This is a genomic window from Odoribacter sp. AF15-53, assembly GCF_003479425.1.
In the GTDB taxonomy this organism is placed as follows: domain Bacteria; phylum Bacteroidota; class Bacteroidia; order Bacteroidales; family Marinifilaceae; genus Butyricimonas.
Genome location: NZ_QUHC01000004.1, coordinates 177331 through 190127 on the forward strand (window position 1 = coordinate 177331; position 12797 = coordinate 190127).

Here is a 12797-nt window from a genome sequence, read left to right on the forward strand (position 1 = left end):
TCATGAATAGATATAATTATATTATAATACTTCTGGTGGTTTGTATGCCTTTCTTTTCCTTGGCGCAGGAGAAGGAAAAGCCGGGAGCGAGAAAAAAAGCCCCGATGACCTACGAGGCGTTTTTCAAGAAGGAGATGAAGAAGGTGGAAGGTACTTTTCCTGTGTATCAGGATGTGAAGAAATGCTACTTGGAGATACCTGCCGCCTCTATCGGGAAAGATTTGTTGGTGAGTGGTGTAATCACGAAAGGAGAGTATAAAGGCAATGTTTCTTCCGTGACCAGCGTGTTGGTGTTCAACGTGGGACAAAACAATCAATTGGAAGTGAAACAACAGATTTGTTCCGATCGGGCGAGTGGTGATATGGCGGGAGCCGTGGAGGCAGCGGCATTGAAGCCCGTGCTGTTCTCTTATCCGATCGTGGCTTACGGGAAGGACAAGCAGGGATACATTATTGATATTACGTCAGACGTGAATGCCACGGGTAAGTTATTCGCTTTCTCGAATCAAAATCAGATAAATGCTCCTGCGGCAGACCGTTCTTTTTTGGATAGCGTGCAGGTGATCAACAATGGAGTGAAATTCATGTCATTACATGCCCAGTCTGCTTTTATTCCGGGAATGTTAGGAAGACCTGGAATAGATAAACATAGCGTGGCTTGGATTGAATGGAGCGTGCAACAATTGCCGGAACGTACGATAGCAGAACGTCATGTGGATTCCCGGATCGGGTATGATGTGATTTCTTATAATGATTACGATGAAAATCCTAACGGGGTGAAAAAGCAAACTATCATTAAACGTTGGAATTTGCAAATCAAACCCGAGGATGTTGAAAAATACAAACGGGGCGAACTGGTAGAGCCGGTCAATCCGATCCGTGTGTATTTTGACGGAACGTTCAGTGCTACCTTGCGGGAATCTGCTTCCCGGGGTGTAGAGGAGTGGAATCGTTGCTTCGAGCAAGCCGGTTTCAAAAACGTGTTGCAGGTACAGGTCGGGGAACCGGAAGTGGGTATCGCCTATCATCAGATCGTGTATTCCTATATTCTAGGTGCTTCGCGACAAACGGTTATCTGTGACACGAGAACCGGGGAAATTTTAAGTGCAAGCGTTTGTTTGTCCAATCAGGAGTGGAATGACAATTCGGATGCCTATACTATGCAATTGGGTGGTTACGAACCGAAAGTATTTACCGATTCGTTGCCCACTCTGTATGCTGAATATTATCGTTATCGCACGTCCAATACGTTGGGACAGGTATTAGGATTGTTTTCTAACCTAACCGGAAGTATGGCTTTCACGACGAAACAATTGCGGGATGCCGCTTGGGTGCGGGAGAACGGGATTTCCTCCTCCGTGACGGATGGATGTATCTTTAACTTCGTGGCACAACCCGGTGACGGGATGAGTTTGCGTGATCTTACCTCAAAGGCTTCCGTGTATGACCGTTGGGCTATCGAGTGGGGGTATCGTCAGTTTCCCGGAATGGACGCTGCTGCCGAGAAAGCGGCATTGCGGGCTATCGCCGAAAGAGCAAAAGGTAATCCGGCATTGTATTACGCGCCGATGAAGAGTTTCGGTTATCGGGTGAATCCTAATGATCTAGGACAAGATAAATTGCAAGCCGCCTTGTTGGGACTTGAAAATCTGAAACGTATTTCATCCCAGATAGAAAAGATTGCCGATCAACAGGACCGGGAAGATAATTGGGTGCGTTATGCCGAATTGGTAAGTGCATTCAGAAGTCAGTATATTGATTACGTGAAGGTGGCATTGGATTACATTGAGAATAATTGGTATGAACCGGTTATCGCCGGATATAACGAAGAGCGCGTAAACTATTTGCCTAAAGCTCAAAAGAAAGAGATGGATCAATTCATTTCCAAGTATATATTCGGAGAGGCTCCGGCTTGGTTGGAGAATCCGGACGTGGAGCATGTACATGGGGCTACAGTTTCATTAGGAATGAATCAGTTGTACATGTATACGGCAAAGAACTTATTGGAGTTTACCCGTTTGATGCGTCTTATGGAGGCTCAGGAAAAAGTGGGTGATAAGGCTTATACCTTGGAAGACTTGTTTGCTTTGATTGATCGTGGTGTATTCTTGAATTACAGTACATCAAAGCCCGTGGGAATTTCTCGTGCCCGGTTACAACACAATATTGTCAAAGAGTTTTTGACGGCTTGTTTGAAATTGAACGTGACCGGAAGAATGGATCAACTTTGTTTCTATTTACAGGATCGTGCCGAGATGATGACGAAAAAGTTTGACGAGTTGGCACGCACGCATGCGGATGCGAAGACTCGTCAGTATTACAAGGGGTTGGCCGTGACGATGAAAGTGAAATGGAATATCGTGGAGAATGCAGCTAAGACGGCGATAAAAAAATAATGTATTGTCATTATGAGAATATTGAAATTCATATTATGGATATATTGCTTTTCTCTCGCACTGTACGGGTGCGAGAGAAAGCAAACCTCCACGCTTTCTTTCAATATCCAAGATTACGATGGGACGACTCCCAAGGTGATTTTGGGCTATTTGAATCAAGCCGTGACGATTGATTCCCTGACGGGAAAAGGGAAGATCGAGTTCAGTCTTTCACAGCCCTCTTTTGCAACTATTCAGATTCGGAAATACGATAAGAGGTTGATATACCTCGAACCGGGCAATGATTTATCCGTGAGCTATAGTTTGAAAGAGGGAGAGAAAAAGGTATCTTTTACGGGAGACCTTGCCACGCAGAACGAGTTCTTGCAGCGGAATGACGTGTATGTCTTTCCCCGGTTCAATCCGGCAGAAAAAGATTTAGGTCGGATTGTAGGGAATATGGATTCTTTGATGCAAATCAATCGGCAGAAGTTGGAGGAATTTTCTTTTCCGAAGGCATTCAGTACGCTGGAAAATAAGCGTTTAACGGCAAATGCCTTGTTGCAATTGACCCGGATGCCTACTATTGATCAGGCTTTGTACTTGCAGACAATGAAGGAGCGATTCGTGCAGGATTCTACTTACATGACGATTCCCGTTTACTTGGAGTTTTTGGATCAGTACGTTATTCGGCGTTTGCCGCAACTGACGGGTGATTCGTCTCTTGATGAACCGGATCGGAAAGTTGCCGTGATCCTTGATAATGTGACAGATGCCAGCGTTCGGTCTTACCTGATAGATTTGGTCTTGTTCTCGACATCGGAGCTGGGAGACCCTAAGTACAAGGAACTCTATCTGCAGCATGTCAAAACCCCGGAACGTTTGGCCGCGTTTGCCGAGGCTTGTAAGAAAAGCGAGCGAATTATGCCGGGGAATCCCTGTCCGGATTTTACCTTTCGGGATATTAACGACCGGGCTGTGTCACTGGCTGATTTGAAGGGGAAATACGTGTATATGGATATTTGGGCGACTTGGTGCGGTCCTTGCAAGTGGGAAATGAAGTTTTTGCCGGAATTGGAAGAACGGTTGGCGGGTAAAGATATCACTTTTGTTAGTCTATCAATAGACCAGAATAAGGATATCAAAAAATGGAAACAGATGGTTGCAGATATGCAATTAAAAGGCGTGCAGTTGCATTTGGGTGAAAACTGGACGTGGTTGAAGAACTTCATGCCCGCATCCTTGTCCGTGCCTCGGTTTATCCTGTTGGATCGGGAAGGAAAGATCGTGACGGCGAATATGACTCGTCCGTCCGATAAAGAAACTTTGAAGAAACTTGAATCTTTATTACAATAAAAAATGATGAATAGAATTATACTGGGGTTGGTATTTTTACTTTCTTGCTCGGGAGCCGTGAAGGCTCAGGAACAAAATTCAGAGGGGATGCGTTTCTTCGAGGGGACCTTTGAAGAAGCCCTCCAACTGGCAAAGAAAGAGAATAAGCTAATCTTTATGGATTGTTACGGTCCGTGGTGCGGTCCGTGTGCCCAGATGGTACGGTTGATCTTTCCCTTGAAAGAGGTGGGAGATTTCTACAATGAGCATTTCATTAACATGAAACGAGACATGGAAAAGGGGGAGGGAAAAACTTTGTGTAAACGTTACAATGTGGTTTCTTATCCCACGTGGTTATTTATAAACGACAAGGGATATGTCGTGCTGTCAAGCAGTGGGTTCAAGAAAGTCGAAGAGTTTCTCGCCATGGGAAAAGAGGCCCTGAACAGTTCACGGGTAGGGGATGAAGAACGTTTCCTGGGTGGGGAACGGGAAGAGACTTTTGTGAAAAAATACCTGAATGATCTATTGAAAATGCGTCAGGCAGATAAAATGGAACAGGGCTTGGAAAAACTTGCGGAAGAACAAGGGGGAAAAATCCTGGATGATGCTGACTACTGGAAAGTATACGTCGTATCCGGAAGTAACTTAGATTCCCCGTTAGCCATGTATTTGGTGGAAGAACGGGAACGTCTGTACAAATTGTACGGGGAAGAAGATGTGAACCAGAAAATCCGGAACCTGTACGCCAGCATACCGCGTGTATTTTCCTTGTGTGACGCTGGAGCAAAAGACTCGAAAGTGTTGAATAAAGAGAAATTCGAGGCTCACGTGCAGTTGATGAAATCGAGGAAAGTACCGGATTACAAGGGGCTGAAGAATGAAATTCTTTTCATCGTGGAACTTTGGAATAAAGAGTACGATAAGGCTTACGCCTTAGGCGAGAAAAACTTGAAAAAAGCCGGAGCCCGCCAATTGTGTAACTGGGCGGCTCTTGGTGAACGCCTGATGCGGGATGAAGTTGCGCGGAAGCAACTTATCCCTTGGATCGACCGGGCGTTGAAGTTGAATGATGAGGCGGAATTCAAGAAAGAGTGTCAGGAAATCCGCCACGATTTGGAAACATCTAGTCATCCTTCATTCAAGAGTAAAAGAAAGAGCATCCCGGTGAGGGGGTATCAATATTAAAAAACTTCTATGAAAAAGGTATTGTTGGGGATCATACTATTCATGTTTGTCGTGTCGCTTTTCGGACAACAGAAAGCGAACTACAGGTTGGCGGATAAATTTTTTATTACCAAGATGGGGAACATCGTGCCCTCTCGTGACGTGAAACCCGGTTTCTTGAAGGATAGCGATAAATTCTGGTATACCTACAAGACGTGCGAGGGGAAAAATTACTATTTCGTGGACCCGAAAAGTGGTAAACGGCAAATGTTGTTTGATCCGGTAAGGTTGGCCGAACAGCTTGGTGAAATCACAAACAAGGCTTACAATAGTAAAGATATAAATATCGTTCCCTCGTTTACAGAAGAGGGAAAAAACTTCCGTTTTCAACTGGAAGGAAAGACAATAGAGTACAGCCTGGCAAGCGGTAAATGCCGTGTTGTTCCGAAAGAAGAGTTAGAAAAAAATGCTTTGCCAAAAAAGACAGGTAACGGGATTTCTTCTGTCTATTCGTTGTCTCCAGACAAGTCTTTGATCGTGTACACCAAGGATCATAATCTTTGGTTGAAGAAAAGTGAAGAGCCGGATTCATTGTCCGTGCAGTTAACCTCTGACGGCTGCCGGGACTTCTCGTACTCCGATGATGACGAGGGGGAAAATGCGAGGGTATTCACGACCAAGGCTCGCTGGATCAAAGGGCAAAATCGTTTGTACGTGTTGCGTGTGGATAAACGGGAGGTCGGAACACTTCCGGTGGTGGAAACACTTTCTGGTCGTCCGCGGTTGTTGAAAAGCTCGTTCGGTTCATCCAAATACATGATGCCGGGGGATAAAGCCGTGTTACATTTCGAATTGTCATTCATTGACGCGGAGAGTCGTGTTGTCACGAAAGTGAATTTGGACAAATGGCGCGATCAGAAGGTGCAACTACTTCACGTGTCGGCCGACAACCATTATCTCTACATTCAACGTACCAAACGTACCTGTGACGAGCTGGACCTCTGTAAGGTGGATACTTATACCGGAGAGGTAACCGTGATTCTGCATGAGACGTGTAAGCCTTATATCAACGACCGGATGCAAGCCATCATGTTCCTGAATGACGATCAGGAATTCCTGTGGTGGTCGGAACGCACGGGATGGGGGCATTATTATCTCTATTCCTCGGATGGGACCTTCCGGCGTGCCGTGACTTCCGGGGCTTGGACAGCGGGAGAGATCATGCGGATCGACTCTGTTAAACGGGAACTCTACGTGCTGGGATACGGCCGGGAAGAGAATCGTCATCCTTACTATGCTCACCTGTACAAGGCGAGTCTCGACAAGGTAGGAACGGTAAAACTTCTGACTCCCGAGGATGCTAACCACAAGGTAACAATGTCTCCTTCCGGGAAATATTTCATTGACACCTACTCCCGTGTCGACTTGGCTCCTCATTCTATACTCCGCGATAAAAACGGGAAACTGGTTTGCGAGTTGGCCGAGGCCGATTTGACCGCTCTTTACGCCACGGGATGGAAAATGCCAGAACGTTTCATGGTGAAGGCGGCCGATGGGGTGACCGATTTGTACGGGGTGATGTGGAAACCTTTTGATTTCGATTCTACTCGTCATTATCCGATCATATCCTACGTGTACCCGGGGCCTCAGCAAGATGCTTTGCCTGTTGATTTCACCATCACGGGGAATGATAATTGTGCCCTTGCGCAAGTAGGTTTCATCGTGGTCACCATCGGTCACCGGGGAGGAACACCTATCCGGGGACATTATTACAGCACCTTCGGTTTTGGAAACCTGCGCGATTACCCACTTGCCGATAACAAGTTTGCCTTGGAACAACTGGCCGATCGTCACCCCTTCGTGGATATCAGCCGGGTAGGCATCTTCGGGCATTCCGGGGGAGCCTTTATGTCAGTAGCGGCATTATGTACCTATCCTGACTTTTACAAGGCGGCCGTGGCCACTTCCGGTAATCACGACAATAATATTTACAATCAGGCTTGGGGAGAGACTTTTCACGGCGTTCGTGAGGAGGTTAAAGGCAAGGACACCGTGTTCACGGTGAAGATACCCACGAACATGGAGTTGGCCAAAAACCTGAAAGGACACCTGTTGATTGTTACCGGGGAAGTGGACAACAATGTTCATCCGGCCCATACCTATCGCATGGTGGATGCCCTGCTGAAAGCTGGTAAGCATTTCGAAATGTATGTCCTGCCGGGGCAACAACACATGTACAAGGGAGCCGCCGACGTGTTTATGCGTCGCAAATTGTGGTTTCATTTTGCCAAACACCTTTTGGGGGATTACTCGGCCGAGAGTTTTTCCGATATGGAAGAGTTTAATCAATTGAAATAGAAATAATATGATCAATAAATTAGTTTTTCTGTTTGTGTTTTCGATGATACTGGCGGGATGTCAATCCCGCCGGACCATCGTGTCGTTAACTTCCCCGGACATGCAAATCTCCGGGGCCGGGTTAAGAATAGGAGATCGGTTCATTGAGATACCGGGTGACAGTACGAATACAGTACGTTTTGAACTGGACGATGTCCCGACGGGGTACGCTGTGCTTCAGTTCGGGAATAGCCAGAAAATGATTTTCGTGGAGCGTGGGAAGGATTTGACGGTTTGTTTCAAGCGGACCGTGCAGCCTAATGCTTCTCGTTATAATTTTGAAGGGGAAGGAGCCCCGGAAAACCGTTACATGGATCGACAATCGCGATTGTCGATGATATTCATGAAAGCCAATTCGGGCGAGAACGAGATTATTCAACAATTGAATGATTCGGTTTGCCAGCGAGTGACGGCCTTGAACTCTCTTGATTTATCACCCGAGTTCAAACGTTTGGAAAGTGAGCGGCAACGTTACAACGTTTTGCGTTCCTTCTCCCGTTACAAGGGATGGGGTGACGGGCTTTATCCTTTTCTCAAAGAGCAATTGAAGGAGAATCCCGAACTTCTCATAACGGAGGATTATCAAGCGTTCTTGCTGGATGCCCTTTATGCGATCGGGGGTGAGACGGGCGATTGTACTCCTGGGGGGTATGCCGGGAGACAGTTGGATTACCTTGTGCAACATTTACGGGATACAGCCGTGGTTGATTTCGTCCTTCATTCCGTGTTATCGAAATACATGGAGAAAAGGGGGACAGAATCAATAGACGGGTTCATGGAAATATTTCGTTCGAGAGTCCATTCCTCACGGGTAAGGCAAGCTATCGAGGATTTGTATGCCCAATGGAACCGTGTGGCCAAGGGGCAACCGTTACCGGAATTTACGTTTCTTGACGTGAATGATAAGGAAGTAGCTCTTTCCTCGTTCAAGGGGAAGTATGTTTATATTGATTGTTGGGCTACTTGGTGCGGTCCTTGCAAACAGCAAATACCCGCCTTGCAACAGTTGGAACACAAGTACAAGGGGAAAGATATCGTTTTTGTCAGCGTGTCAAGAGATAGCAACCGGGACAAGTGGAAAGATATGGTTCGGGGGCAAAAACTCGGTGGGGTGCAGTTGATTGAAAAACTTCCCACTTGTTCCGAATTCTCCGATTGGTTTATGATCAATGCCATTCCCCGTTTTATTATTTTAGATAAAGCCGGAAACGTGTATGACATGAACGCCCCTCGTCCCTCTGATCCCGCCACGGTGGAGGTGTTGGATGGATTGTTGATGTAAATTATAGATGGAGTAACAGAGAGCATTAGTATACCTGTAAAGAACACTTTATCTTGTAATTACTTTTGTGAAAAGCGCAATCCGGAAGTCATGTAAAAGTGTACTTCCGGTGAGCTGCTTTATACTCTCACTGGTGATTCGCCTATGTCACGATTGGAAATTAAGTTAAAATCAAGGGTGAATTGACTATGCGGACAATGGATGCATAATTGATGCATAATCGAAGCCTAATTAACTTATAGGTGAAACACCAGAGAGATGTCATGGAAACTCTACTGTATTTCTAGTGGAGGTGAAGGGCTGGATTATCGGGCCAGCTCGATCTTCGTCCGCATGTTTTTGATCTTTTCGTGGCGGATGAGGGATAGCAATTTTCTCAAATTGCCTCTTTGCACGGCCACGAAGGCATGGTAATCCTTGACCTCGATCCGGCCGATCTCTTCTTTTTTCAGGTTGCCTTTCTGGCAGAGGAAACCGACGATGTCCATTTTGTTGACTTTGTCTTTTTTCCCTTTTCCGATGTATAAGGTGGTCCAGTAAGGTTCGGCCGGAAAATCGTGCTTTCCGGTGAGCGGGAAGGTTTCGGGGGCTTCCGGCAAGAATGCGGGGAGGGGTTCTTCTTCACCGAGTAGGAGAAAGGCGGTTCCGGAGGCGTTCATCCGGGCGGTTCGGCCGTTGCGATGGATAAAAGATTCTTCCGTGTCGGGGATGTGGTAGTGGATGATATATTTTATTTCCGGGATATCCAGCCCGCGGGAAGCGAGGTCGGTGGATATAAAGATATAAGTACTCCCGTTGCGGAATTTGCAGAGAGCCCGTTCCCGCTCGTCTTGTTCCATGCCACCGTGGAAATACTCGTTGCTCACGCCTTTATCCCACAGGTAGTTGCTGACTTCCTCGGATCGTTCCCGGTACTTACAGAAGATAAGTGTGGGTCCCTCGTCCAGTTCACAGAGTAACTTGTACAACGTGTCGAGCTTGTTGTTTCCCCGTGCGTACACGCTTTTGACCGTCAATTTGATCGGGGTCGCGTTTTCAAGGAAATCCAGCACTCGGGGGGATTGAAGTCCCGTGAATTCGGGTATTTCCACTGCCGACGTGGCGGATATTAACGTGCGTTTCCGCAGGTGGGGCAGGTGAGTGAAGATGTCTTCCATGTCCTCCTGAAATCCGAATTCAAGTGATTTGTCGAATTCATCCAGTATGATGGTCGAGATCGAGTTGGTGGCGATCGTATCATGCACGATGTGATCCAGAATACGCCCCGGTGTCCCGACAACGAGCGTGGGCGTGTGAGCCAAACTTCTGTTTTCCACGTTGATGTCGTGACCTCCGTAGCAGCACACGATTTTAAAACCGCTTTTTAGGGAACGGAAAACCTGTTCTATCTGCATGGCTAGTTCCCGTGAAGGGGTCAGGATCAAGGCCTGCACGTTCGATTCGTTTGTATCTAGGCTTTCCAGCAACGGCAGGAGAAAAGCGAGCGTTTTACCCGATCCCGTGGGGGAAAGTAAAACAATGTTATTTGTTGTGCGGTGTGCTTCAAGCGATGCCTGTTGCATTTCATTTAGCGAGGTGATTCCGAGTGCTGATAGATTGAATGGTTCCATGAACAGGTAAACTTATTAATTTTAGATTTTAGATTTTAAATTTTAGATTCCGACCACACCATGAATCGCCTGCGGCGAGTTACAAGTTACAGGTTACATTTGCCTTCGACAAGTTACAAGTTAAAATCGCCCCCCGCGAGTCTATCCCTTTTCATTTTCAACTTTCAATTGATTGAGCTTCTTTAGTATTTTTGGTCGGGAGAACACGACCATGGCTTGTCGGTAGCCCTCGTCCACGATTTTGTCGATGTTGTTCAGGTCGAACATACTGTATCGACTGATATGTTTCGGGACGATGACGATGTCACACAAGCGGGTGTCGATGTTCATGTTTGACAAGATACCCATGTGGAACGAGCGTTCGGCCAGGTGTACCATGCTCCGGATGTGGTTACTGGGTTCCAGCGGGTCGATATGCACGCCGATGACAACGTCGCAGAGGTCTCGGATCGGGCGTACCGGGAGGTTCATGAATACCCCGCCGTCCGAGTACTGGTGGTGGTTGATGGTCACGGGTACGAACACGATCGGTATGGCGCAAGAGGCCAGCACGCGGGGAACGACTTCTCCCGTGTTGAAATGCGTGGGTATCCCCAGGTTCATGTTGGTGGCGGTGACAACCAGCGGGATCTGCAAGTCCTCGAATGTTTTGACCCGGATGAAATCGGATAGTTTTTTCTCCAGTCCGGTCATGTGCATGATCCCGGTTTTGGATACTAACGGACGGGCGAAATCGAGGACCTTTTTACCTTTAAAGAAGTCTATACCTTCTTCAGCCGAGTGACCCGATGCGAAGATAACCCCCGCTATGGCCCCGGCACTGGTTCCCGATATGATGTCCGGTTTGATTCCCAGTTCCTGCATTGCTTTGTACACGCCAAGATGAGCGAATCCCCTGGCTCCCCCTCCACTTAATGCCAAACCTAGTTTGAATGGCCGTTGATTATCTTCCATGCGTAAAAAGAGTTTATAAAGTTTATAAGGTTTATAAAGTTCATAAGGTTCATGGACCCTACGGGTGTTTTGTTGACAGTCGCAGGGCGACTGGTTTGAATTTGCGGGATTTGGTGACGGTTAATGTCTTGTTGTCCCGAAGTGTTGTTACGTTTATAAAGTTCATAAAGTTTATAAAGTCACGGATATCCTTCGAGTGATGTTAATCGGCAGCCCAAGCAGCCGTGAACAAAGCGCCCCGCAGGGGTCAATAAACCTTATAAACTTTATAAACCTTATGGACTTTATGAACTATATAAACAAAAGGGGACCTTTTCAGTCCCCCTTTCGTTTATTTCACGGTTGCCATGTGGGCGATCAATTCGAGAACTTTGTTGGAATAACCCCACTCGTTATCATACCATGATACAAGTTTAACAAAGTTAGAGTTTAACGCGATACCGGCTTTAGCGTCGAAGATTGAAGTACGAGCGTCTCCCAAGAAGTCGGAAGATACTACTTCTTCTTCGGTATAACCGAGGATTCCTTTCAATTCGTTTTCTGAAGCCTCTTTCATGGCAGCTTTGATTTCATCATAGGTAGCTGCTTTTTCCAGACGGCAAGTCAAGTCAACCACGGAAACATCCAACGTCGGAACGCGGAATGACATACCGGTTAATTTACCGTTTAATTCCGGGATTACTTTACCAACGGCTTTTGCTGCTCCGGTAGATGACGGGATGATGTTACCTGCTGCAGCACGTCCACCTCTCCAGTCTTTCATGGAAGGACCGTCAACTGTTTTTTGGGTAGCAGTCGTGGCGTGTACGGTGGTCATCAAACCTTCAACAATCCCGAATTTATCGTGAAGTACTTTAGCCAGCGGGGCCAAGCAGTTCGTGGTACAAGATGCGTTAGACACAATTGCTTGCCCGGCGTAACTCTTGTTGTTCACACCCATAACAAACATCGGGGTATCGTCTTTTGACGGGGCGGACATAACCACTCTTTTTGCCCCGGCTTTCAAGTGAGCTTCTGCTTTTTCTTTGGTTAAGAAAAGTCCCGTAGATTCTACCACGTATTCTGCCCCAACTTCATTCCATTTCAAGTCTTCCGGGTTTCTTTCTGCTGTAACACGGATAGCATGTCCGTTTACAACGAGTTTTCCATCTTTAGCCTCAACGGTTCCGTTGAAACGACCATGCATGGTGTCATATTTCAACATGTATACCATGTAATCGACATCGATAAGGTCATTAATTCCAACGATCTCGATATCGTTTCTTGTCATTGCTGCACGAAAAACTAAACGGCCGATACGTCCGAATCCGTTGATACCAACTTTAATCTTTGACATTTTTTTTCTTATTATTTGGTTAATAATGATGTTAACTCTCTCGTTTAATGTCGTAAACTCTCACAAAAGTATGGATAAAAAAATGAAAAACAAAGAAGTTTTAGATTAGTTATACGCGAACGTTTTTTTTCTTAAAAAAGCTTGCGCAAACGTTTTAAATTTCATACCTTTACCCCCGCAATTAAAGGAAATGTTTTTTGCTTTTATAAGTGTAGTAAATTTATTGTTAGTGTGTTAAAAAGAGGCCATTCGCCTCTTTTTTAGTTTTTGACTTCTTTCGAAGAATCATGGGGTAATCCGGAAAGTGGATGCCTGACCTGATTCCCTCTTGGAACTCTTGG

General features: G+C 46.3%; 8 protein-coding genes. 5 read left to right on the forward strand and 3 right to left on the reverse strand.

Annotated elements, in window-relative coordinates:
• Positions 1 to 2: 2 nt before the first annotated feature.
• Genes DWW52_RS10580 through DWW52_RS10600 form a run of 5 tightly spaced genes read left to right on the forward strand, consistent with a single transcriptional unit; the run spans position 3 to position 8556 of the window.
• A complete protein-coding gene (locus DWW52_RS10580; protein WP_158582562.1) occupies positions 3 to 2396 on the forward strand; it encodes a zinc-dependent metalloprotease in 2394 nt (797 codons plus the stop codon).
• A gap of 12 nt (positions 2397 to 2408) precedes the next feature.
• The gene (locus DWW52_RS21265; RefSeq protein WP_118715481.1) at positions 2409 to 3731 is read left to right on the forward strand and encodes a TlpA disulfide reductase family protein; all 1323 of its coding nucleotides are present in this window, start codon (positions 2409 to 2411) and stop codon (positions 3729 to 3731) included.
• Between the two features lie 3 nt (positions 3732 to 3734).
• Positions 3735 to 4898: a thioredoxin fold domain-containing protein gene (locus DWW52_RS10590; protein ID WP_118715482.1), complete on the forward strand. Its 1164-nt coding sequence runs from the start codon at positions 3735 to 3737 to the stop codon at positions 4896 to 4898.
• A 9-nt stretch (positions 4899 to 4907) separates the two neighbouring features.
• Positions 4908 to 7235, forward strand: a complete 2328-nt coding sequence (locus DWW52_RS10595) for a DPP IV N-terminal domain-containing protein (RefSeq protein WP_118715483.1) — start codon at positions 4908 to 4910, stop codon at positions 7233 to 7235.
• 7 nt (positions 7236 to 7242) lie between these two features.
• The gene (locus tag DWW52_RS10600; RefSeq protein WP_118715484.1) at positions 7243 to 8556 is read left to right on the forward strand and encodes a thioredoxin-like domain-containing protein; all 1314 of its coding nucleotides are present in this window, start codon (positions 7243 to 7245) and stop codon (positions 8554 to 8556) included.
• A gap of 305 nt (positions 8557 to 8861) precedes the next feature.
• Here DWW52_RS10600 and DWW52_RS10605 read toward each other — a convergent pair whose 3' ends face one another.
• The 3 genes from DWW52_RS10605 to gap all read right to left on the reverse strand — a co-directional run bounded on the left by DWW52_RS10605 (position 8862) and on the right by gap (position 12456).
• Positions 8862 to 10166, reverse strand: coding sequence for a DEAD/DEAH box helicase (locus tag DWW52_RS10605; RefSeq protein ID WP_118715485.1), 1305 nt, complete (start codon positions 10164 to 10166; stop codon positions 8862 to 8864).
• A gap of 141 nt (positions 10167 to 10307) precedes the next feature.
• Complete coding sequence (locus tag DWW52_RS10610) at positions 10308 to 11120, reverse strand: patatin-like phospholipase family protein (RefSeq protein ID WP_118715486.1); 813 nt, start codon at positions 11118 to 11120, stop codon at positions 10308 to 10310.
• 331 nt (positions 11121 to 11451) lie between these two features.
• Positions 11452 to 12456, reverse strand: a complete 1005-nt coding sequence (gene gap / locus DWW52_RS10615) for a type I glyceraldehyde-3-phosphate dehydrogenase (protein ID WP_118715487.1) — start codon at positions 12454 to 12456, stop codon at positions 11452 to 11454.
• Positions 12457 to 12797 lie beyond the last annotated feature (341 nt).

Coding starts and splice junctions, on each gene's coding strand:
- DWW52_RS10580 (WP_158582562.1), top strand. CDS start 3: ATGAATAGATATAATTATATTATAATACTTCTGGTGGTTTGTATGCCT.
- gap (WP_118715487.1), bottom strand. CDS start 12,456: ATGTCAAAGATTAAAGTTGGTATCAACGGATTCGGACGTATCGGCCGT.
- DWW52_RS10605 (WP_118715485.1), bottom strand. CDS start 10,166: ATGGAACCATTCAATCTATCAGCACTCGGAATCACCTCGCTAAATGAA.
- DWW52_RS10600 (WP_118715484.1), top strand. CDS start 7,243: ATGATCAATAAATTAGTTTTTCTGTTTGTGTTTTCGATGATACTGGCG.
- DWW52_RS10590 (WP_118715482.1), top strand. CDS start 3,735: ATGATGAATAGAATTATACTGGGGTTGGTATTTTTACTTTCTTGCTCG.
- DWW52_RS10610 (WP_118715486.1), bottom strand. CDS start 11,120: ATGGAAGATAATCAACGGCCATTCAAACTAGGTTTGGCATTAAGTGGA.
- DWW52_RS10595 (WP_118715483.1), top strand. CDS start 4,908: ATGAAAAAGGTATTGTTGGGGATCATACTATTCATGTTTGTCGTGTCG.
- DWW52_RS21265 (WP_118715481.1), top strand. CDS start 2,409: ATGAGAATATTGAAATTCATATTATGGATATATTGCTTTTCTCTCGCA.